Source organism: Mesorhizobium sp. M1312, assembly GCF_040318115.1.
Classification (GTDB): Bacteria; Pseudomonadota; Alphaproteobacteria; order Rhizobiales; family Rhizobiaceae; genus Mesorhizobium.
On the sequence record NZ_JAMYLQ010000001.1, the window covers coordinates 96,576 to 118,494 of the forward strand.

The window sequence follows — 21,919 nt, forward strand, 5'->3', positions numbered from 1 at the left end:
TGCTTTAGGAATGCCGCGTTTTCGCCTCGACATCGAATATGACGGCAGCCTCTTTGCCGGCTGGCAGCGCCAGGCAGACCAGCCTTCGGTGCAGCAGGCGATCGAACAGGCGATCGAGAAATTCTGCGGCGAGCAGGTTCCCCTGCGCGCCGCCGGACGCACCGACGCTGGCGTCCATGCGACCGCTCAGGTGGCGCATGTCGATCTCGTCAAGGCGTGGCCCGGCGACAAGGTGCGCGATGCCGTCAATGCCCATCTGCAAACGGCCAAGGCGCGCATCGCCATCCTCAAGGCGGCTGTCGTGCCTGATAGCTTCGACGCGCGTTTCTCGGCGATCGGCCGCCACTATCTCTACCGCATCGTCAACCGGCGGGCGCCGGCGGCCCTCGACAAGGGCAAGATCTGGTGGGTGCCGAAGCGGCTCGACGCCGAGGCCATGCACGAGGCGGCAAAGGTGCTGCTGGGGCGGCATGATTTCACCACGTTCCGCTCGACCCAGTGCCAGGCCGACAGCCCGATGCGGACGCTCGACCGGCTGGATGTCAGTCGGCTGGGGGACGTGATCGAAGTGCGAGCCTTGGCGCGCTCGTTCCTGCACAATCAGGTGCGCTCGATGGTCGGTTCGCTGAAGCGCGTCGGCGAAGGCGGCTGGACAAGTGCCGACTTGAAGGCGGCGCTCGATGCGCGCGACCGTGCAGCCTGTGGCCAGGTGGCGCCGCCCGACGGACTTTTTCTCGTTGGGGTAGATTATCCGAAAGTCGACTAATTCGGCGCACCGATGCCGAGCAGCGCCTGCAGACCGAATAGAACGACCAGAGACGCCACGAACATGCCGGCGAAGACGGCGCTGCCGACAGCCGCGCCCCTGCCGATGGCGACGTTTGTCATCCGCCAGGTCAGGATCATCGACAGCGCAAACAAAAGCAGCGACGCCAGTACGGCGAACTCGTTGGTGGACGGCAGGAAAAGCCTGATCAACGCCGCCGGCAGCATCATCCAGGCGATGATCGCCGACGCCCAGTTGCTGGCGACGACATAGTGGACGAAGCGCCCGCCAATACCGGCGCGCGGCGCGACCAGGGCAAGGCCGACGAGCGGCAACACCCAGGCGCCGACGTCGACCGTCGCCAGACGGATCAGCATGCTGAAGCGCCCCGCGAATGCATTCGGATCGCCGATCTCATTGGCAAGGCCGACCCAGCCGACGATCAGCGCCGGTGCCGCGACAACGATGGCGAAGAAGGAATTCCAGAAACCGTCGGCCGAAAGGTCAAGCTGGCGCAGCCCGTCGGCCTTGCCGAGCATCAGTCGCCAGGCGCCGGTCAGCGAAGCATAGGTTTCATCCGACGAAAGCATGATTACGATGCGCCTTGCTCGAACCAGTCTTCGATGAAGCGCTGATAGATCTGCGTCAGCGTCTCGAGGTCGGCAAGCGCGACGCGTTCATCGACCATGTGCATGGTCTTGCCGACCAGCCCGAACTCGACCACCGGACAATAATCCTTGATGAAGCGCGCGTCGGAGGTGCCGCCGGAGGTGGAAAGCGCCGGCTTCCTGCCGATCACCGCCCTGACCGAACCGCTGAGCGCTTCGATCAGCCGGTCGTCGCGGGTGAGGAAGACGTGGCTCGGCCGATCGCGCCAGACGAGCTCGTAATCGACCGGCGTCGTCTTGCCGGCCCGATATTTCTTGCGCTTCGCGGCCTTGTCGAGACGGTTGTGGATTTCCGCCTGTATGGTCTCGGCGGTCCATGTGTCGTTGAAGCGGATGTTGAAGGTGGCGGTCGCCTTTGCCGGAATGACATTGGTGGCTGGATTGCCGACATCGATCGAGGTCACCTCCAGATTGGTTGGCTGGAAGTCCTTGGTGCCCTTGTCGAAGACCGGATGCAGCAAGGCGTCGACCAGCGTCATCAGCCCGCGCACCGGGTTGTCGGCAAGCTGCGGATAGGCCGCGTGGCCCTGGCGGCCGTTGACGATGATGCTGCCGGACAAAGAGCCGCGCCGACCGATCTTGATCATGTCGCCCAACGCGTCGGGATTGGTCGGCTCGCCGACGATAGACGCGTCCCATTTCTCGCCCTTGGCGGCCGCCCATTCGAGCAGCTTCGTCGTGCCGTTGATGGCCGGTCCTTCTTCATCGCCGGTGATCAGCAGCGAGACCGAGCCTTTCAGGCCGCCTTTCGACTCGAAATGGCGCGCCACCGCGGCGATGAAACAGGCAATGCCGCCCTTCATGTCGACGGCACCGCGGCCGAACATCTCGCCTTTGGCGATCTCGGCGGCGAAAGGCGGATGCGTCCATGAGGCCTCGTCGCCGACCGGCACCACGTCTGTATGCCCGGCGAACATCAGGTGCGGACCGTTGCCGGAGCGCCGCGCATAGAGATTTTCGATATCGGGTGTGCCGTCCTCGGAAAACACCGGGCGCTCGACGGAAAAGCCGAGTGCTTTCAGCATTTTCTCCAGTGTGCTCAGTGCCCCGCCCTCGATGGGCGTCACCGAGGGGCAGCGAATGAGGGCGGCGAGATTTCCAGCGGGATCGGTCGGCAACGTCATGGGCAAAAGCGATAGTCGAAAGCGCAAGGCCTGTCACGGCCAGACATAAGGCCCAGCCATCCCGCCGACATTATGGTTTTTCATGTCGTATTGTCGCAGGGCTGTCGCCCAAAAGCATGCCCTCGGGCTTGACCCGTGGGTGCGCCGCGGTTTTGGGACAACGACATTCATAAGAACAAAGATTTAAAGCGCGTCGCATGGATGGCTTCAGGCGTGGATCGCCCGGCTTGACGCCCGAGGCCATCATGGCGAACGGCCGCCAATAATCGCTGTGATCGTCAGTTCGCGGCCCGCACATGCGCCCAGTAACGGCCCTTGCCGGTGCGCTTGGCTTCATAGAGCGCGTGATCGGAACAGGTGAGAAGAATTTCTGGCTCGCCGCCATCGGCAGGCGCGAAAGCGCTTCCAATGCTCAACCCGATGGGTATTGCGGTGCCCAGGCCAAGGTCGAAAGGAACCGAAATCTTCTCAATAGCCCGCTTTGCCAGGTAGGTGGCTTCGATCTCGGATGTGTTGGGCAGCAGGATGACGAATTCGTCACCGCCGATCCGAAAGACCACATCCCCCGCTCGGAAAGCGCGTTTCAATCGTTCGGCCACCTTGCGCAGCAACATGTCGCCGACCGCGTGGCCGAAGCGGTCATTGACGTGTTTGAAGCCGTCGAGGTCCATGCTGAGAACGGCAAACGGCCTGCCGCCATTTGCGGCCGGCGCGGCAAGCTCGCTGCACATGCCGCGCAGTTTCTCCTGAAGGAAGATGCGGTTTGGCAGGCCGGTCAGCGCGTCCTTGATCGCCAGATCGCGATTGTCCAGTTCGGCGCGGATCATGCGGGCGTTGATCGCATGATTTTGAAGCAGCACGATGATGACGCCGGCCACATAGAACGGTACTTGAATTCCGACGATAGACATTCCGGGCGCCGGCGAAAATAGCGCGCCCGCCAGAAAAGGCAGGCTTACGGCCAGCATGATGAATATGGCGTAGCGCGGGGTGGCTGCGTTGCGGGACGACACCACGCCGACGACCCCTGCGACATTCAGGGCAGCCAGCACGACGAGCGCCATATGCCCGCTGACGACGCAGCCATAACAGCCGAGGCCGAAAATCACCGACCATGGGCCCCCGGCGGCCATGAGGCCTGCCAGCGGCCCCGTTCCCCCGCGCTTGCGGGCCCGCTCACATTCCCGCATCAGCAGGAAGCGGACGGCAAACAGGATGAGGTCGGCCGCGATCCAGGCGTAAGGCCACCGGTCGCCGGTGACGACCGCGGCGCTGACTGCCAGCACCAGGACGCTGATGGTGCCGAACAGGACAGCGAATTTGCGGTCGAAAGTGGTATCGAGAAGCCGTGCGCGGACGGCTTCCGGTTCCGCTCTCATCGGCGAAGAAATCCAGGCGAACAGCCGCGCGCCGGCGCCTCGCTTTCCGCGCGTTTTCGGGTTGGACAAGGGTTCGTCGTGTGCCAGTCGAGTGCTCCGTGTCAGGCGACACAGTCTCCACGAGCATGCTGGACCAAGGTGATTAAGATTAGCTTAGGTACCTGGACGAGCCGACCGCAACGAACCGTCGATCAGGGTGATCTTTTGCCAGACCTTCCGCGACAGGTTGGAGCTCAGGGTCTCGATGTCGTTGACACCATCGACGACCACATTGTCGTTGACCGACTGGGCGAACAGCGCGGCGATCTTGCCGGTGATCGACAGCATTTCGGAGCAATAGTCGAGATAACGGGCGAGGTCGGCACGGTCGGTTATGCGTGCCGGTGAATGCGATGTCGGCTTGAAATCGGTTGAAAGCGCTGCCGGATCCTTGGTCAGCTGATGCATGTCGATGACGTGGATCAGCGATCGCAAGCCGTGAAGCTTGCGAAACACCTGCTTGCGCTTGATGCGCTCCTCGGTTCGGATCAAGGCCAGGAAGCCGAGCACCGCGAGGATGATCATGTTGATCAAGGATTCGATGCCTTGCACCGACTGGACGGCATCGCGGGTTCCCGAGATACGGCCGAGCGGCAGTATGGTGCCGACGAACAGGAACATCAGCGCGCCGGCGGCAATGGCGGCGATGACGACGCCGCGCAGCCACCAGATCGGCGCTTCCAGCGCCTTCGCTGCCTTGGCCAGATCACGCGACAGCGACACGAGTTCAATGGCGACGCCACGCAAGCCTCTATCGGGAAAACGGTCGGCGACGCGTTTTTCCAGTCGCTCGGCGGTTTCGATGATCAGTTTCGAGTCAAGCGTGCGGTAGCGCATGGCTAGATACCCGACCGGCGCTCAGGATTCGGCCGGCGCATTGGTGCGTTTGCCGTAGCGATTGGGTCCGGGATCACTTTTGAAGAAGGCCAAAATGATAAGGAGAATGGCGCCGACGATGAGAGAGATCAACGCATAGTAGGTAGGCTTGCCGAAATCATGGAACCGCTTCGCCGTTAGCGCAAAGGTCGACCATGTCGAGACAACCACAGCGATCCACCAGGCGAGCGCCCAGTACTGACTTGCGGCAGTGCCTAGCGGCGTTCGCGAGAACTGGTAGAGCAGAAAAAGCTGAACCAGGAGGGGCAAAAGACCGGCCAAAACGTAGGCACTGGGGTTCACTCGCCCGGAAAGACTGAAGAAAAGCCATAGAAATCGAGGTCTGTCGAGCAATCGGGTGCGTCCGTTTTTTGCGAAGGATCAATCGCGAAGCAGTTCGTTGATCGAGGTTTTGGAACGGGTCTTGGCATCGACCCGCTTGACGATGACGGCGCAGTAGAGGCTCGGACCAGGCTCACCACTGGGCAGCGGCTTGCCGGGCATCGAGCCGGCGACGACGACGGAATTGGCCGGCACTTCGCCGTAGAAGACCTCACCGGTGGCGCGGTCGACGATCTTGGTCGACTGGCCGATGAAGACGCCCATGCCGAGCACCGAGCCCTCGCGCACGATGCAGCCTTCGACCACTTCGGAACGTGCGCCGATGAAGCAATTGTCCTCGATAATGGTGGGGCCGGCCTGCATCGGCTCCAGCACGCCGCCGATGCCGACGCCGCCCGACAGATGCACATTCTTGCCGATCTGGGCGCAGGAGCCGACCGAGGCCCATGTGTCGACCATGGTGCCGCTGTCGACATACGCGCCGACATTGACGAAGGACGGCATCAGCACGGCACCTGGCGCGACATAGGCGGAGCGCCGCACGATCGATGACGGCACGGCGCGGAAACCTGCCTTCTCGAAATCGATGGCGCTCCAGCCGTCGAATTTCGACGGCACCTTGTCCCACCACACGGCCTGGCCCGGACCACCCTTGATGATCTCCATCGGGTTGAGCCGGAAGGACAGCAGCACCGCTTTCTTCAACCACTGGTTGACATGCCATTTGCCGTCAACCTGGCGCTCGGCAACGCGGACGATACCCCGGTCGAGCAGGTCGAGCGCCGACTGAATGGCGTCGCGCGCCGCGCCGCGGGTTGCCGTCGAAATCGTCTCGCGTTCCTCGAAGGCGGTTCCGATAGTCTTTTCGAGGCTCGCCAGATCGGGCTTCGACATGAATTCGCTCCATTACCAAGCTGTTAAGGGGCCGCACCTTAACCTGTTTTGAAAGTCGCCGGACCCTATGTGAAGGCTTGGTGAGGGTCAATCGCGGCTGCGTCACGGGACGGCGCAAGTGAATGATTGGACGGGTAGGTAATATGACTCCTATGGAAAAGGCGGGGTGGACGCCGCTGCCGCATTCGGACGAGGATCTGGAGCGGTCGAAAAGCGTGCCGGACACGCCGCAGACGCGTGCCGAGACCTACCGGCTGGCCTGGAACGATCCCGACTTCATGACGCGACGCGAATTGCGCGCGGTCAGGCTGCAGCTCGAACTGTTGAAGCCGGAGATGATCCTGGCCGAGCGCGGCATCCGCTCGACGGTCATCCTGTTCGGCGGCGCGCGCATCCCCGAGCCGGACGGTGAAGCCTGGGCAGCCAAGAACGAGACGCAGAAGAAGAACCTTGAGAAAAACAGTAAATATTACGAGGAAGCGCGAAAATTCGCCCGCCTCTGCTCGCAGCAGTCGGCCACCTCCTATTATCGCGAATTCGTCGTGGTGACAGGCGGCGGACCCGGCGTCATGGAAGCCGGCAATCGCGGCGCCGACGATGTCGGCGCACCGTCTATCGGCCTCAACATCGTGTTGCCGCACGAGCAGGCGCCGAATGCCTATGTGACGCCGGAGCTCTGTTTCAACTTCCACTATTTCGCTGTCCGCAAGATGCACTTTGTCATGCGCGCCAAGGCTGTCGCGGTGTTTCCGGGCGGCTTCGGTACGATGGACGAATTCTTCGAGACGCTGACCCTGATCCAGACCGGCCGCATGGAGCGCGTGCCAGTGATCCTGTTCGGCAAGGCGTTCTGGAAAAGGGCGATCGATCTCGATTTCCTGGCCGAGCAAGGCACGATCACCCCCGGCGACCAGGACATCATCGATTTCGTCGACACCGCCGACGAGGCCTGGGGGATCATCAGCCGCTTCTACAAGCTTTAGGCCGCGGGCTGTATCGATCCGCGAAGTAACTGCATCAAGCGGTGGCGTCGACGATCGCGGTGAGGAATTCGGCAAGATCGTCGGTGACGAAATCCACATCGTCCTCGTTGGCCGGGTCACGTTCCCAGATCTCGGAGAAGGTCGGCTCGAAGTTGCGCGGCACGACCAGCACCGTGGTCATGCCCAGCGATTTCGGCACGGACAGGTTGCGGGCCAGATCCTCGAACATCACCGCATTGTGTCCGGTGACGGCGTGGAGTTCCGCAAACTTCTCATAGGTCTGGCGCGCCGGCTTGGGGTTCAGCCCGGCAGCGACGATATCGAAGATGTCATCGAAATGGTCGAGGATGCCGAGTTGGCGCGCGGTGCGTTCGGCATGCCTGCGGTCGCCATTGGTGAAGATGAACTTGCGGCCGGGAAGCTGGCGGATGGCGGTGCCGAGAACGGGATCGGGAACCAGCCAGGAATAGTCGATATCATGGACCTTCTCGAGAAAATCGTCGGGATCGATGCCGTGGCGCGCCATCAGACCGTTCAGCGTCGTGCCGTATTCCCGGTAGAGTTCCTTCTGCAGCTTGCGGGCATCGTCGCGTGGCAGCGTCAGCAGTTCTCCGACATAGGCGGTCATCTTCACGTCGATCTGCGAGAACAGGTTCGAATGGTGCGGATAGAGCGTGTTGTCGAGGTCGAACACCCAGTCGGTGACATGGGCAAAGCGGGCGGGTTCCGGGAGAGTGGTCATGCAATCCTTATGGCACGAAACACTGCCTTTGGCAGAGGCTTTATCCACAACTTATGCGCGTTGCGAGTGGCGGAAATGGCGCGATGATTCAAATTTTAGGCATCGCCGAAAGGTGGCATTCAGGGCTTGCTGGCACAGAGACGGTTCAGGGGGAACAAGCGATGAGCCGCATATTTCTGAAGTCTGCCGCCGTCGCTTTCGCCTCCCTCGCGGTGTCGCTTTTGTTGACGCTGAGCGTCGTCCCGGCAATGGGCTTTCCGATCAACCGCACGATCTGGCTGACTTCCACAGTGTGCCCCCTGGCGCTCGCCTGGATTGCCGGCGCTTATACTTCCTGGCAGGGCGAGAGGTTGAAAAGCGCGCATCGCGACCTCGCCCGCGCTCATGCCCAACTCGCCGCAGCGCATCGGCGCCTGTCGGAAAAAGCGAGCCGCGACGACATGACCGGCATGCTCAACCGCGCGAGCTTCTTTGCGGCACTCGACGCCTCCCGGCGTAAATCCGATCGCGGTGCGCTGCTGATCATCGATGCCGACCACTTCAAGATCATCAACGACAGCTACGGCCATCTGACCGGGGACGAGGCGTTGCTCCTCATTGCAAGCGCGATCGAGCGCGGCGTGCGCAGCGGCGACGTGATCGGCCGCATCGGCGGCGAGGAATTCGGTGCGTTTCTGGTCGGCGCCACCGAACAGGAAGCCAAACGCGTCGCCGAACGCATTCGCCATGAAGTCGAGCTGATCCGCTTCCGTCCCGTCGATGAGCGGGTCATACCCCTTACCGTCAGCATCGGCGGTGTCACCTGCGGCGAGGATGCCGGCGTATCGGATCTGATGCGTGCCGCCGACCACCGCCTTTACCAGGCCAAGCATCGCGGCCGTAATCTGACCATCCTGGACAGGGACATTTCCGAAGCGGCCTGAGCGGTCTCGCTCATTAAGGAAATCCTAACGCTGTTTGGACTCAGCCGGGCCGCTTACACGGCTTAGGCAAAGTGTGCAGCTAGGTTTGGCACGGAATTGGCTTCTCCTGGCGAGCATGTGCCGTTCGGGGAACGCCATGCGTGGATCGAAGCCCCATCGAGAGACGTGTGCCATGAGTTTCTTCACCAAGAAAATATCGCGCCGCACGATCATGCAGGCGCTGATCGCATTGCCGGCCCTGTCGCTGCTCCGCAAGCTGCCCGATACCGATCCGGACGCGATCGTCGAGGTCAATGGTTGGATCCTCAAAAGGAGCGACCTCACTTGATCTTCGACAGCTACGAGGCATTTCGCGCTGCGAATTTCACCGCCAAGGTCTGCATTCTCGGCTCCGGGCCAGCCGGCACCACGATCGCCAGGAAACTCGGCGCGGCCGGCATTCCGGTTGTGGTGCTGGAGGCCGGCTCTCGCGAGTTCGGCGACGATTCGCAGGATTTCTACCGCGGCGTCACGGTCGGCGACCCCTATTTCGATCTCGACATCACCCGGTTGCGCTTCATGGGCGGCAGCTCCAATCACTGGGCCGGCTGGTGCCGGGTGCTCGACAGCCAAGATTTCGAGCCCAAGGCCTGGGCGCCGGATACCGGCTGGCCGATCAGCCGTGCTGATATCGAGCCCTATCTGCCCGAAGTCCAGGACATCCTGGAACTTCCCGACTTCCGGCCGGATGTGCCGATCTCGGACGATATTCGCTGGGTGCAGCTGATCAAGAGCCCGGCCGTACGCTTCGGCGAAAAATTCGCCGACGAGCTCGACAGGAGCAGGAACGTGGCCGTGGTGCTCAGCACCTATGCCACCGAGCTTACCGGCGACGGCAAGAGGGTAACCGGCGCCAAACTATGGTCGAACAGCCAGGATGCCGGCTCTTTCACCGCCGACTATTTCATCGTTTGCACCGGCGGCCTGGAAAACTCACGGCTGCTTCTGTGGTCGAACCAGCGCTCGAACGGCGGCGTGGTGCCGAAGGCGACGGCGCTCGGCCGCTACTGGATGGAGCATCCGACCTTCGAGGGCGGCAATGCCATCCTCGCCGACTATAGCGCGTTCGAGGTCGACGCCACAAACGAGGCCTTCTTCTCGCCGACGCCGGCGGCCATGGAGCGCCTCGAAATCATGAATTTCGGCATCAGGCTGATCGAGACGCCGTACCCCGGCATCAAAAGCGTCATCGCCGACCTCGCCTGCACGGCGCCCGAGATGGCCGAATGGGTGTCCTATCAGCTCAGCCAGAACCTGCGCTGCGCCGCCCAGCTCTATGTCGCCTGGGAACAGGCGCCGCTGGCCTCGAACCAGATCCGGTTGTCGAAAATCGATGTCGATCCTGCCGGCGTGCCGCGCATCGAGTTGCACTGGAAAAAATCGGAGCTGGAGCGCCGCACGCTCCTTGAGAGCTTGAGGCTGTTCGGCAAGACGCTCGTCCGGAAGGATCTCGGCCGGGTGCGCATCGCCGACTGGCTCGCCAGTGGCGGGGACTATCCGACGAATGAGGAACTGGCCGGTCACCACCATATGGGCGGCACGCGTATGGGCACGGATGTGACCAAGAGCGTGGTGGACGCCAACTCGAAGGTGCACGGCATGGACAATCTCTATGTCGGCGGTTCCTCCGTGTTCTGCACGTCCGGCGAATGCAACCCGACGACGACAATCATCGCATTGGCCTGCCGGCTGGGCGACCACCTCGGCAAACTCATCGGCGTGTAGATGGCCGGCCCAGCCGGGCCGACCGAGGGGTCGTCATCACAGTGCGCCACCAATGACGCCCGCGCCGATCGGCTGCGAGCGTCCGAGCCTGCGAGTGTCTAAAGTTTCGCGGGGTCGAGCGGCGGCTTGCCCTTGTGGCGTCCGACGATCGCTGCCATCTCGGCGACGTTCTGGAATCCATCGCGCAAAACGTCGAAGGACGGCAGCACGAAATAGACGCGCTGGAACTTGTCTATCTCGTAGCTCGTGCGCATCACCGTTTCCAGATCGAAGGGGACATGGTGCGCGTCCTTGCTTTCAATCGCGAATTGAAGTTCCGCAAAAGACGACATCAGCCCGGCGCCGAAAGCCTTCAGCGGTTGGCCTGCTTCCTGGATCAGCCCGTATTCGACAGTGTACCAGTAGAGGCGGCTGATCATCTCGTCGCCGCCGAGCGCGATAAGGTGCTCGGCCTTCTCGCCATACATCTGCATGAAATCGGCAAAGACCGGCTGCGTCAGCGCCGGCACATGACCGAAGAAGTCGTGGAACATGTCCGGCTCGACGATGTAGTCGAGCTCTTGTTTCGTCCGCAGCCAGTTGGTCACCGGGAAGCAGCGGTTGGCGAGGTGGACGAAGAAGGCTGGTGCGGGAATGAGGCCCGGCACGGCGACGATTTCCCAACCGGTAAGCTTGCGCAGCTTTTCGCTGACGACACCGAAATCCGGAATCTTGTCGAGCAGGCCCAGCGTGGCGACGCCGTCGAGATAGGACTGATGCGCCAGCTTTTGCGTCAGTTTTGTCTGGCGGTCGCACAGCGTGCGCCATACGGCCTGCTCGTCAGCAGTGTAGTTGTAGCTCTGCTCCACGGTGAAGTCGGCACGGCAGACCGAATAGTCGCCGCGAAGGCCCTGCGCCGCGCATTCGCGGGCGTAGTCGGCAACGCTCATCGTCATGGCTGTTCTCCCTGGCAATCACGACTAACATCATAAGAGTTTAGCCGGGTCCGGTGAGGCAAATCCGCTTTGATGATGGCTCGAATACGCGATTTGAGGTAAAAGCCACCATAGCAAAGCTGCAGGAGAGTGAAAGTGCCTCAGTTTGACGATTTTGAGATCAAGATGCTCGATATCTTGCAGCGTGATGGGCGCAAGCCGGTGTCCGAACTGGCGCAGGAGATCGGCCTGTCGACGACGCCATGCGCGCGCCGCTTCGAGGCTCTTCAGAGCGCCGGCATCATCAAGGGCTTTGCCGCTGTGCTCAGCCGGCGCGCCATCGGCTTGATGGTCGAAGTGTTCATTCAGGTGCGCCTCGTAACCCACAGCGACGGTTCGCCCGAAACCTTCATCGCCGCCGTGCAGCGCATGGACGAGGTGTCGTCGTGCTGGACGATGACCGGCGATTACGATTTCTTGCTGCATGTGATGGTGCCGTCGGTCGACGAGCTCAACGCCTTTGTCATGCACCGGCTGATGCGGCTCGACGGCGTGCGCGACGTCCACACGCAGCTCGTGCTGCAGAACATCAAGGGGCCGGGCCACGTGCCGCTTGGGCACCTCAGGCGATGAAATTGTATCTCGGCGTCTGCATTTCTGCGGAAAAGCTGCACGGAAACTGCTGAACCGGTTCAGTTCCGGGCCCAGATCGCTGACCAGGATGACCGGACCGCCATCGCAAAAGGTCCTTCATGAAAATCGTCCTGATCAATCCGCCGCATACCGCCATCGGCAGCCGCGTGCCCGACGACCATTTGCCGCCGCTTGGCCTGCTGGCACTAGGCGGCCCGCTGATCGACGCCGGCCATGAGGTGCGGCTCGTCGATGCCGAGTTCGGACCGATGCCGCTCGCCGCGGCCGTCGAAGATGCCTTGAGCGATCATCCCGATTGCATTCTGATCGGCCATTCCGGTTCGACCTCGGCGCATCCGACAGCCCTCGAGATCGCACGAATGGTCAAGCACCTCGGCCCGGCGACGATGGTGATCTATGGCGGCGTGTTCCCGACCTATCACTGGCGCGACATCCTTGCCGAGACGGACGCCTTCGACTTCATCGTGCGCGGCGAAGGCGAGGCGACCATCGTCGCCCTGGTCGAGGCGCTGGAAAGGCGCCGGCCGCTGGCTGACGTGGCGGGCATCGCCTTTGGCGACGATTTGCGCCGCCCCTTTGCTAGCAAGCCGGCAAGCACCATCGCCGACCTCGATGAATACCGCGTCGGCTGGGACCTGATCGATATCAGTCGTTACAGTTATTGGGGCGGCAAGCGCGCGGTGGTCATGCAGTTTTCCCGAGGCTGCCCGCACCTGTGCAACTATTGCGGCCAGCGCGGTTTTTGGACGCGATGGCGGCATCGCGACCCCATGAAATTCGCGCAGGAGATCGCCTGGCTGCACCGCGAGCATGGCGTCGAACTGATCAACCTTGCCGACGAGAACCCGACCTCGTCCAAAAAAGCCTGGCGCGCCTTTCTCGATGCGATGATCGCGCAGAACGTGCCGGTCCTGATCGTCGGCTCAACCCGCGCCGACGACATCGTTCGCGATGCCGACAGCCTGCATCTTTACCGCAAGGCAGGCATCGTCCGATGGCTGCTGGGCATGGAAAACACCGACGAGCAGACGCTTGCATTGATCCGCAAGGGCGGCAGCACCTCATCCGACCGCGAGGCTATCCGGCTGCTGCGCCTGCATGGCATCCTGTCTATGGCGACCTGGGTGACAGGTTTCGAGGACGAGCGTTTTCGCGATCTCAGGTGCGGCTTTCGCCAGCTCATCGCCTATGACCCGGACCACATCCAGGCGCTGTATGTTACGCCGCACCGCTGGACGCCGTTCTTCAGGATCGCCAGGGACCGCAAGGTGATCCAGCTGGACGCCCGCCTGTGGGACTACAAGCACCAGGTGCTGCAGATGACCCGGCTCAAGCCGTGGATGCTGTTCTTCAGCGTCAAGCTGATCGAACTGGCGGTGCAGTCACGGCCCAAGGCCCTGGCGCGAATCCTGTTCCACAAGGATCCCGAACAACGGCATTCGATGCGCTGGTATACGAAAATGGGCCGGCGCGTCTGGTTCCGTGAAGTCTGGGGCTTTCTCGCGCGGGATCGCCGTCTTGACGACGGTCCGACGCTGGCCGCGTTCTGGGGTGCACCGCAGGACGAGGAAGAGCAATCGATGGTGTTCGTACGCCCGGTGCGCAAGCCTGCCGAACCCGCAATCAGGATTTCGCCGAACGCCTGAACATTCGCCGACCCGACAATGGCCGACGAGCGTCAGCCTGCGCTCACGGCACGATCAGCGTGCCGGCGCCGTGTTCGGTAAACAGTTCGAGCAGCACCGAATGCGGTGTCTTGCCGTTGAGGATGACGACGCCTTCGACGCCGCGGTCGATCGCCTCGATGCAGGTCTCGACCTTGGGGATCATGCCGCCCGACACCGTACCGTCCTTGATCAAGGCCTTTGCCTCGGCCACGGTCAGCTCGTCGATGAGATTCTTGTTCCTGTCGAGCACGCCGGGCACGTCGGTGAGAAACAGAAGGCGTGTCGCCTGGCAGGCGCCGGCAATGGCGCCGGCAAAGATGTCGGCATTGATGTTGTAGGTGTGGCCGTCGCGGCCGGGTGCCACCGGCGCCAGCACCGGGATCATTTCTGACCGCGCCAGAAGGTCGAGCAGCGTGCGGTCGACCTCGACCGGCTCGCCGACGAAGCCGAGATCGAGCACGCGCTCGATATTGGAGTCCGGGTCGATCATGGTCTTGCGCGCCTTTTCGGCGAAAACCATATTGCCGTCCTTGCCGCACAGGCCGATCGCCCATTCGCCCTCGGCGTTGATCAGCGCGACGATCTCCTTGTTGATCGAGCCGGCCAGCACCATCTCGACGATCTCGACCGTCTTCTGGTCGGTGACGCGCAGGCCGCCCTCGAACTTCGATTCGATGCCCATCTTGCTCAGCATGGCACCGATCTGCGGCCCGCCGCCATGCACGACGATCGGGTTGACGCCGGATTGTTTCAGCAGCGCGATGTCGCGGGCGAAGGCCTTGCCGAGCGCAATATCGCCCATGGCATGGCCGCCGTATTTCACCACGACCGTCTTGTTTTCGTAGCGCTGCATGTAGGGCAGCGCCCTCGAAAGCAGCGCGGCCTGCATTTCGGCGGTGGCGGCGAGGTCCGTCATCGGCGTGGTTCCCAGCTTGGCATGAACGGCGGCGTCTTAGCGGGAATTGGCGCAAGCCGCAAACGGCTTTGCTGCCACATCAGGTGAAATCGGCCCGCTTATGCCGGCATCTGCAGCCGCGCCCGCCGCGCCTGCCATCCCGAAATCTTCTCCATTTGCGCGGCGAAGGACAACAAGGTCTCCTCGTCGCCGGGGCGGCCGGCGGCCTGGATGCCGAGCGGCAGGCCGGCATCGGTAACATAGACAGGCAGCGCGATCGGCGGCTGGCCGCTGACGTTCTGGATCGCCGGCCAGTGGGTGAACCACAGGCTCTTGTCCATCAACTGGCCGAACAGCGGCTTGAATTTCAGCAGACGAGCGAGACGCAGCCTGTCGAGGACGTCTTCTATGAATGCGTCGGCGCCCTTCGGGTCCATGGCGCCGCAGGCGAGCGGCGGATGGGCGATAACAGGCATCAACACGGCATCGTACGGCGCGGTCTCGGTGATCAGGCGGCGCGACGTGGCATGCAGCCGCTGCAGGCCGGCATAGATATCGCCGGCCGAGACGATCTCCCCAAAGCGGCTCATCAGACGGGTGGCGCGCTCGACGTCGCCCGAAACGGAGCGGCCGACACGCAAAGCCTCGGCGCGCATCGCGCCGGCGACTGCCGCAGCCACGGTCCTGGCGAAATCGGCGATGAAGTCGCGACCGATATAGGTCAGGTCGATCTCCTCGATCGAATGGCCGCCTTCGCGTGCCAACGCCACAGCCGTGTGCAGCGCTGTCAGCGTCTCGGCCGATATCGCCAGGCCGAGCGGCGATTCCCGGTAGACGGCCAGTTTCAGCTTGCCGGGGTCTCGCGCCGCCGCGGCGGCAAAGGTTCCCCTCGGCGGCGGCGCCGCATACGGTGACAGCGGATCGGGTCCATGCGTCAGGTCGAGCAGCAAGGCCGAATCCCGGACTGAGCGGGCAACGGCGTGGTCGACGACCAGACCGTACCAGCTTTCGGTGACGAGCGGCGACAGCGGCACGCGGCCGCGCGAGGTTTTCAGCCCGACCAGCCCGGTGCAGGCGGCGGGAACGCGGATCGAGCCGCCGCCATCCGAAGCATGTGCCACCGGCACGACGCCGGCCGCGACCAGCGCCGCCGCACCCCCGGACGAGCCGCCGCTGGTATGCGCCGTATTCCACGGATTGCGGGTGATGCCGAAAGCGGCGGATTCGGTCATCAGCCTCAGCCCATGTTCGGGCGAGGTGCTGGTGGCGATTGGGACAAGGCCGGCGGCCAGATGGCGTTCGGTCATCACCGAGTCAAAATCGGCAACGAAAGCCGGAATGCGGCTGCCGCCGTGCGTCGGCACGCCTTTCATGGCGATGCCGAGATCCTTCAGTGCAAAGGGCACACCGGCCAGCGGCAGCTTGCGGTCGATGGTTTTCGCCCGTGTCCGCGCCGCCTCGTAAAGCGGCTCGGCGATGGCATTGATGTCCGGGCGAGTGGCTTCGGCTCGCGCAATCGCTGCATCGACGAGCTCCTGCGGCGCGATCTCGCCCTTGCGCACCAAGTTGGCAAGCCCAGTTGCGTCGTGCTCCCACAAGATCCGTTCAACCGACATTGCCGCTCTCCCCGCTGTGAGAAGGCTAGCGGTTGCGGATTTTCTTGGCAATCGAAGTCCATGACGCTCCCGGTGCACAAGAACGCTTCCGCCGTTGCAAATACATTGCAATTGCCTAATTTGGCAGCCGATGACGCCGCAGGAAATCAGCAACCTGATCGTCCGGATTTCGATGAAGGACCGGGCTGCGTTCGATCTGCTCTACCGGCAGACCAGCGCGAAACTTTTCGGCGTTTGCCTTCGTGTATTGAAGGACCGGGGAGAGGCAGAAGAGGCGCTGCAGGAGGTCTTCGTCAAGATATGGACGAAGGCGGACCGTTTCGCCGTTTCGGAGCTAAGCCCGATTTCCTGGCTGGTGGCCATTGCGCGCAATCACGCGATCGATCGGATAAGGGCGCGGCGAGAGCCTGCCACCTAATATCGATGCTGCGCTTGAGGTGGCCGATCCAGCACCGGGACCGGAGGCTGCGGTTGTTGCGGGCGGTGAATCGGAGCGCATCTATCGTTGTCTCGATGAATTGGAAAAGGACCGGGCGGCGGCCGTCCGGGGCGCCTATCTGAACGGTGAAAGCTATGCCGAACTGGCCGTACGCCATGGCGTGCCGCTGAACACGATGCGGACCTGGCTGCGGCGCAGCCTGTTGAAGCTCAGAGAGTGTCTGGAAAGATGACGCTGGCAGAGGACGACGGAACAGAACCTGGGGGCGACGACCTGTTCGCCGCCGAATATGTTCTTGGTGTCCTGGACGCGGACGAACGCGAGATCGCGTCACGCCGCATCGACGCGGACGCTGCTTTCGCGCGCCTTGTCGATGCCTGGGAGGCGCGTCTTTCGCCGATGGCCGCCGCCTATCCGGAGACAGAGGCCCCGATCAGGGTCAAGGAGGCATTGGATCGCCTGCTGTTCGTCGCAGCGCCTCGCGCCGGCCTCTGGTCGAGCCTTGCCTTCTGGCGCGGTCTTGCCGCCGCTGCTGTCGCGGCGCTGGCGATCTATATCGCCGTGCCGTACCTCAACCCGCCGGCCGAGCAGCCGCGGCTCGTCGCCTCGCTGGCTGCCGATGGCAGCGACGTCAGATTCCTTGCCGTCTATGATGCCGCCCATCGCGAGGTCGGCCTGTCGCATGTCTCCGGCGAGCGCGCCGCCGGCAAGGATTTCGAACTGTGGATGATCGAGGGCAAGAACCCGCCGGTCTCGATGGGCGTCATCCCGGCCGGTCAGACCGCGCATATGACTATCTCGCCGGCCGTGCAGGAAAAACTTGGGCAAGGCGCCGTTCTTGCGGTCAGCCTCGAGCCGGCCGGCGGTTCGCCGACCGGTCAGCCGACCGGCCCTGTGGTCGCTGCGGGCGATTTGAAGAGCATCTGATCGCCCTATCTTCCCGCTTTTCGGGAATATTTTAATCTATCTTCTCTGGGGGGTGAGCTTAGGAGCGCCCACTAGAAGGGGTCTCTGCTTCGAGTCGCCGTTGTGAAAAAGAAATTTTTCCTGAACAACGAAACTCACGCATTCACTTTCCGTATCTCCTTGCGCCCCCAAAGAGGGGAAAGATAAAACTTAGGAGATTGAAATCATGCGTAAATTCGCCACCCTTTTGCTTGCCGGAACGGTCGCCGTCTCCGCGGTCGCTACCTTCGCCTATGCCCAGAATCCGATGGTCGGCGGCGCCGCCATGTATGCCACCAAGAACATCATCGAGAACGCCGTCAATTCGAAGGATCACACGACGCTGGTCGCGGCCGTCAAGGCCGGCGGTCTCGTCGACACGCTGCAGAGCGCCGGTCCTTTCACTGTGTTCGCGCCGACCAATGAGGCCTTTGCAGCACTTCCGGCCGGCACCGTCGACACGCTGCTCAAGCCCGAAAACAAGGACAAGCTGGTCAAGATCCTGACCTGCCATGTCATCGGTGCCAAGGCGATGGCCGCCGACGTCGCCAAGATGGCCATGGACGACGGTGGCGCGCACAAGGTCACGACGGTTGGCGGCTGCGAGCTGACGCTCAAGGCCGACGGCGGGAAGGTCACCGCGACCGACGAGAACGGCAATGTCGCCAATATCACAGTCGCCGATGTCGAGCAGTCGAACGGCGTCATCCACGTCATCGACAAGGTTCTCCTGCCGAAGATGTAACGAAGGGGTCGTCGCCAGCGAAGATAAGGCTGAGACTCCATGCCGAGTGCGCGGGTTCCGCTTGCGTGACCCGCGCAATCGACAAGCGTACACTCCGCACCGTCCGCTCCAGGCGCGGTGCGGAGTGCCGTTGTCAGGAGCAGCCGTCACTAGCTTTTGATTTCCATGTGACGGTCGAATTTGGCAAGTGGACAGAGGAGGAATGGTGATGATCCGGCGCGATTTTCTTTGGAGCGGTGCCGCCGTGGCATTGTTGGCAGGCACGGCAGCAGCGCCGCGCATGGGCCGGCCGCAGGATGCACACGCGGCCGAAACCTTCGAGGTCACCAAGACCGAGGCCGAGTGGCGCGCCATCCTGTCCGACGCCGCTTTCAATGTACTGCGCAAGGAAGGCACCGAATACCCCGGCACCAGCCCGCTGCTCAACGAACACCGCAAGGGCATCTTCGCCTGCGCCGGCTGCGACCTGCCGCTCTATTCGTCCGAGACGAAGTTCGATTCCGGCACCGGCTGGCCGAGCTTCTGGCAGGAGATTCCCAATTCCGTCGGCATGACCGTGGACAGGTCCCTGGGCATGACCCGAACCGAAGTCCACTGCCGCCGCTGCGGCGGCCATCTCGGTCATGTCTTCGACGACGGTCCGCCGCCGACCGGCTTGCGTCATTGCATCAACGGCGTCGCCTTGACCTTCAAGCCGGCCACCGCCTGACCTACAGCGCCGCGCGTCCTTTTGGACGCGCAAAGTTGCGCGATCAGTGTCCGCCACCTCCGCCTGCTGGCTCGGCCGGTTTGCGGATGACCATGGTGAAGATCGCCAGCGTGGCGAACAGCGCCGTCAAGAGATAGAACACGTCCATGAAGGACAGCAGCGACGCTTGCTGCTGGACCATAGCAGACAGTTTGGAGATCGCCGCCTTGGACGCGTCCAGGCCGGCATTCTGCTGGAAGTCGAGCGTCATGTTCTGCAGCTTGGTCTGCGCCTCGGCACTGCCCCATTGCACATGCTCGGCCAGCCTTGCGTAGTGGAAGGCGTTGCGATCGATCAGCACGGTGTTGATGACGGCAAGGCCGACGGCGCCACCGAGATTGCGGGTGAGATTGAACAGGCCGGATGCGTTCTTCAACCGGTCAGGCGGCAGCGTCCCCAGCGCGATGTTGTTGATCGGCACCATGCACAGCATCATCGAGGCGCCGCGCAGGATCTGCGGCACCAAAAGCTCCCAGAAATCCCAGTCGGCGGTCAGATAGGTCATGCGCCAGGTGCCGGCGGCGAAGCCGAAGAAGCCGATCATCATCATCAGCCGCGGATCCATCTTGCGCGACAGGATGCCAGACACCGGAGCGGTGGCGAACATCGCCAGGCCGCTGACGAACAGAGCCTCGCCGATCATCAGGGAATCGTAGCCGCGGATACGCCCGAGATACACCGGATAGAGATAGGTCAGGCCGTAGAGGCCGATGCCGATGACAAAGGAGAACAGCGAGCCGAAAGCGAAGTTAACGTTGGTGAAGGCTTTCAAATCGACGATCGGCTCCTCGGCGGTGAAGGCGCGCCAGAAGAACAGCACCGCGCCGGCCGTCATCAGGATGGCGCAGATGAACACGGCCTGGTCCTGAAGCCAATCGTTGTTGGGACCTTCCTCGAGCACGTATTCCAGCGAGCCGAGGAAAGCCGCCATGCCGGCAAGGCCCCACCAGTCGAACTTGCGGAACAGGCTGAGATTGGGCTTGTCGAAGTCGATCAGCGACCACGCCGCGGCGGTCACCAGGATGCCGGGCACTACATTGATCAGGAACAGCCAGTGCCAGGACGTGGCATGGCTTATATAGCCGCCGACAGTCGGGCCGATGGTCGGCGCCAGCGTCGCCACCAGGCCGATCATCGGCGACACCATGGCACGGCGCGACGGCGGGAAGATGGTGAAGGCGGCGGCGAACACGCTCGGAATCATGCCGCCGCCGATGAAGCCCTGGATGGCGCGGTAGACGATCATCTGGTCGATGTTGGTGGCGGTCGCCGCCAGCGCGCTGGCCGCGGTGAAGCCAGCCGCGGAGACGGTGAACAGCACGCGCGTCGACAGCATCCGGCTGAGAAAACCGGACAGCGGGATCATGATGACTTCGGCGATCAGATAGGCAGTCTGCACCCACGGGATTTCGTCGGAACTGGCGCTCAAGCCCGCCTGGATCTCGGCCAGCGAGGCCGAGACGATCTGGATGTCGAGGATCGCCATGAACATGCCGAACACCATCGCCAGGAAGGCGATGATGCGGCGCGGCTCTATGTGGTCGACCGGCTTGGCCGGCGCCGATCCCGCGGTCAGGATTGCGGTCGCCATGACGGTGCTCCGGCCCGCTTACTTCGACGCAGAAGGTGCGGTGCGGCTGTCGACGGCGACGACGACGCTGAGGTCGGCGCGCAGCTTGCCTGTCTTCAGCACATCCGCCGGCACGTCGATGCGAACCGGGACGCGTTGCACAACCTTGGTGAAATTGCCGGTGGCGTTTTCCGGCGGCAGCAGCGAGAACACCGCGCCGGATGCCGGCGCCAGCGACGACACCGTGCCTTCGAAATCCTGGCCGTCGATCGCGTCGACCGAAATCCTGACCTTTTCGCCGGGCACCAGCTGGGCAAGCTGGGTCTCCTTGAAATTGGCGACGATATAGAGCTTGTCCATCGGCACGATGACGGCGAGCTTTTGTCCGGGGCTGATCAGGTCGCCCTGCTCGACGGAGCGGTTGCCGACGACACCGTCATAGGGCGCGCGCAGCACGGTGAAGGACAGGTCCCGCGCGGCCTTGTCCCTGGCAAGCTGCAGCGACGCCAGCGTGCTCGCCGTCTCCGCGCGCTGCGCCTGAAGCACGCCGATATTGGCCTCAGCCGCCGCGATCTGGGCGTCGGCGCCTACAAGGGCGGCATTGGCCTGCTCGACCGCGGTCTGGGCATCATCCAGTTGGGCCTGGGTGCCGACATGTGTCTTGAGCAATTGGGCGGCGCGCGCTTGAACGCGCGCGGCATTGGCGGCGGCGGCCTGGTCGGCGGTCTTCTGCGCCTGCGCCTGCTCGAGCGATGCGCGCGCCGCCTCGGTCTGGGCGTCGATCCGGTCGAGAGTCTTGCTCAAGGTGGCGATCTGCGCCTCGGCCTGGGCGATCGCTATTTTGTAGTCGCCATTGTCGACGACCAGCAACGGGTCGCCGGCCTTGACCTGCTGGTTCTCGGTCACCTTGACCTGATCGACATAGCCGGAAATTTTCGGCGATATGAATGCCATGTCGGCCTGGACATAGGCGTCGTCGGTTGAGATCATGAAGCGCCTGTCGGTCCAGTAATCGTAGCCATACCAGGCGCCTGCGCCCAGCAAGCCAAGCGCGATGATCGGCAACAGAAAGGAGCGTGTCGAACGCTTCTGTTTCGCCGGCGCCTCGGCCGGAGGACTTATTGCGGGCTCGGTCGGTGCGGTCGGCGCTTCGGTCGCTGGCGCGACCTTGGCGTTGGGGAATGGACGGACTTCGGCGGTGGGGGTCGCGTTCGAGGACATAGAAT

Annotated in this window: 22 protein-coding genes and 1 pseudogene; 11 read left to right on the forward strand and 12 right to left on the reverse strand. The window is 62.9% G+C overall.

Going from position 1 to position 21,919, the window contains the following annotated elements; all coding sequences use genetic code 11:
- Window positions 1–10 precede the first annotated feature (10 nt).
- Window positions 11–766, forward strand: coding sequence for a tRNA pseudouridine(38-40) synthase TruA (gene truA / locus NKH36_RS00500; RefSeq protein WP_352959594.1), 756 nt, complete (start codon window positions 11–13; stop codon window positions 764–766).
- Here the strand turns inward: truA and NKH36_RS00505 are convergent.
- From NKH36_RS00505 to dapD, 6 genes are all read right to left on the reverse strand, one after another.
- Complete coding sequence (locus NKH36_RS00505) at window positions 763–1,356, reverse strand: transporter (protein ID WP_352959595.1); 594 nt, start codon at window positions 1,354–1,356, stop codon at window positions 763–765. The two genes, truA and NKH36_RS00505, sit on opposite strands and share 4 nt — an antisense overlap.
- Window positions 1,357–1,358: 2 nt before the next feature.
- Complete coding sequence (dapE, locus tag NKH36_RS00510) at window positions 1,359–2,558, reverse strand: succinyl-diaminopimelate desuccinylase (RefSeq protein WP_352959597.1); 1,200 nt, start codon at window positions 2,556–2,558, stop codon at window positions 1,359–1,361.
- A 278-nt stretch (window positions 2,559–2,836) separates the two neighbouring features.
- Window positions 2,837–3,937, reverse strand: a complete 1,101-nt coding sequence (locus NKH36_RS00515) for a GGDEF domain-containing protein (protein ID WP_352959598.1) — start codon at window positions 3,935–3,937, stop codon at window positions 2,837–2,839.
- Window positions 3,938–4,090: 153 nt separating this feature from the next.
- On the reverse strand, window positions 4,091–4,813 hold the full coding sequence (locus NKH36_RS00520; RefSeq protein WP_352959600.1) for a hypothetical protein: 723 nt from the start codon (window positions 4,811–4,813) through the stop codon (window positions 4,091–4,093).
- A 21-nt stretch (window positions 4,814–4,834) separates the two neighbouring features.
- Window positions 4,835–5,206: a DUF805 domain-containing protein gene (locus NKH36_RS00525; protein ID WP_029347278.1), complete on the reverse strand. Its 372-nt coding sequence runs from the start codon at window positions 5,204–5,206 to the stop codon at window positions 4,835–4,837.
- 27 nt (window positions 5,207–5,233) lie between these two features.
- On the reverse strand, window positions 5,234–6,088 hold the full coding sequence (gene dapD, locus NKH36_RS00530; protein ID WP_352959601.1) for a 2,3,4,5-tetrahydropyridine-2,6-dicarboxylate N-succinyltransferase: 855 nt from the start codon (window positions 6,086–6,088) through the stop codon (window positions 5,234–5,236).
- 143 nt (window positions 6,089–6,231) lie between these two features.
- On the opposite strand from dapD, the gene NKH36_RS00535 reads away from it, so the two are divergent.
- Entirely contained in the window at window positions 6,232–7,071 is an 840-nt protein-coding gene (locus NKH36_RS00535) for an LOG family protein (RefSeq protein WP_082982714.1), read from the forward strand.
- 34 nt (window positions 7,072–7,105) lie between these two features.
- Here NKH36_RS00535 and NKH36_RS00540 read toward each other — a convergent pair whose 3' ends face one another.
- Window positions 7,106–7,813, reverse strand: a complete 708-nt coding sequence (locus tag NKH36_RS00540; protein ID WP_352959603.1) for a pyrimidine 5'-nucleotidase — start codon at window positions 7,811–7,813, stop codon at window positions 7,106–7,108.
- A 161-nt stretch (window positions 7,814–7,974) separates the two neighbouring features.
- On the opposite strand from NKH36_RS00540, the gene NKH36_RS00545 reads away from it, so the two are divergent.
- The 3 genes from NKH36_RS00545 (at window position 7,975) to NKH36_RS00555 (ending at window position 10,500) form a co-directional block, all read left to right on the forward strand.
- On the forward strand, window positions 7,975–8,736 hold the full coding sequence (locus NKH36_RS00545) for a diguanylate cyclase (protein ID WP_352959605.1): 762 nt from the start codon (window positions 7,975–7,977) through the stop codon (window positions 8,734–8,736).
- 172 nt (window positions 8,737–8,908) lie between these two features.
- Window positions 8,909–9,064 (forward strand): hypothetical protein, encoded by a 156-nt coding sequence (locus NKH36_RS00550; protein WP_352959607.1) that lies wholly within the window; start codon window positions 8,909–8,911, stop codon window positions 9,062–9,064.
- Window positions 9,061–10,500, forward strand: coding sequence for a GMC oxidoreductase (locus NKH36_RS00555; RefSeq protein WP_352959609.1), 1,440 nt, complete (start codon window positions 9,061–9,063; stop codon window positions 10,498–10,500). The genes NKH36_RS00550 and NKH36_RS00555 overlap by 4 nt, the downstream gene beginning before the upstream one ends.
- Before the next feature lie 98 nt (window positions 10,501–10,598).
- On the opposite strand, the gene phhA is transcribed toward NKH36_RS00555, so the two are convergent.
- Complete coding sequence (gene phhA / locus NKH36_RS00560) at window positions 10,599–11,435, reverse strand: phenylalanine 4-monooxygenase (protein ID WP_352959611.1); 837 nt, start codon at window positions 11,433–11,435, stop codon at window positions 10,599–10,601.
- A 135-nt stretch (window positions 11,436–11,570) separates the two neighbouring features.
- On the opposite strand from phhA, the gene NKH36_RS00565 reads away from it, so the two are divergent.
- Both NKH36_RS00565 and bchE read left to right on the forward strand, forming a co-directional pair.
- Window positions 11,571–12,047 carry an Lrp/AsnC family transcriptional regulator gene (locus NKH36_RS00565; RefSeq protein ID WP_029347288.1) on the forward strand — a complete coding sequence of 159 codons (477 nt, stop codon included), beginning with the start codon at window positions 11,571–11,573 and terminating at the stop codon, window positions 12,045–12,047.
- A 119-nt stretch (window positions 12,048–12,166) separates the two neighbouring features.
- Window positions 12,167–13,714, forward strand: a complete 1,548-nt coding sequence (gene bchE / locus NKH36_RS00570; protein ID WP_352959613.1) for a magnesium-protoporphyrin IX monomethyl ester anaerobic oxidative cyclase — start codon at window positions 12,167–12,169, stop codon at window positions 13,712–13,714.
- Between the two features lie 43 nt (window positions 13,715–13,757).
- On the opposite strand, the gene argB is transcribed toward bchE, so the two are convergent.
- Together argB and NKH36_RS00580 are read right to left on the reverse strand one after the other, a co-directional pair.
- Complete coding sequence (argB, locus tag NKH36_RS00575; protein ID WP_352959615.1) at window positions 13,758–14,651, reverse strand: acetylglutamate kinase; 894 nt, start codon at window positions 14,649–14,651, stop codon at window positions 13,758–13,760.
- 98 nt (window positions 14,652–14,749) lie between these two features.
- Window positions 14,750–16,246, reverse strand: a complete 1,497-nt coding sequence (locus NKH36_RS00580; RefSeq protein ID WP_352959617.1) for an amidase — start codon at window positions 16,244–16,246, stop codon at window positions 14,750–14,752.
- A 130-nt stretch (window positions 16,247–16,376) separates the two neighbouring features.
- On the opposite strand from NKH36_RS00580, the pseudogene NKH36_RS00585 reads away from it, so the two are divergent.
- From NKH36_RS00585 to msrB, 4 genes and pseudogenes are all read left to right on the forward strand, one after another.
- Window positions 16,377–16,917 (forward strand): annotated as a pseudogene (locus NKH36_RS00585) (sigma-70 family RNA polymerase sigma factor).
- On the forward strand, window positions 16,914–17,612 hold the full coding sequence (locus tag NKH36_RS00590) for an anti-sigma factor (protein WP_352959619.1): 699 nt from the start codon (window positions 16,914–16,916) through the stop codon (window positions 17,610–17,612). The pseudogene NKH36_RS00585 and the gene NKH36_RS00590 overlap by 4 nt, the downstream one beginning before the upstream one ends.
- 205 nt (window positions 17,613–17,817) lie before the next feature.
- The gene (locus NKH36_RS00595) at window positions 17,818–18,375 is read left to right on the forward strand and encodes a fasciclin domain-containing protein (RefSeq protein ID WP_352959621.1); all 558 of its coding nucleotides are present in this window, start codon (window positions 17,818–17,820) and stop codon (window positions 18,373–18,375) included.
- Window positions 18,376–18,583: 208 nt separating this feature from the next.
- On the forward strand, window positions 18,584–19,084 hold the full coding sequence (msrB, locus tag NKH36_RS00600; protein ID WP_352959623.1) for a peptide-methionine (R)-S-oxide reductase MsrB: 501 nt from the start codon (window positions 18,584–18,586) through the stop codon (window positions 19,082–19,084).
- Window positions 19,085–19,127: 43 nt separating this feature from the next.
- On the opposite strand, the gene NKH36_RS00605 is transcribed toward msrB, so the two are convergent.
- Both NKH36_RS00605 and NKH36_RS00610 read right to left on the reverse strand, forming a co-directional pair.
- Complete coding sequence (locus NKH36_RS00605; protein WP_352959625.1) at window positions 19,128–20,714, reverse strand: DHA2 family efflux MFS transporter permease subunit; 1,587 nt, start codon at window positions 20,712–20,714, stop codon at window positions 19,128–19,130.
- 18 nt (window positions 20,715–20,732) lie between these two features.
- The gene (locus NKH36_RS00610) at window positions 20,733–21,914 is read right to left on the reverse strand and encodes an HlyD family secretion protein (protein WP_352959627.1); all 1,182 of its coding nucleotides are present in this window, start codon (window positions 21,912–21,914) and stop codon (window positions 20,733–20,735) included.
- Window positions 21,915–21,919 lie beyond the last annotated feature (5 nt).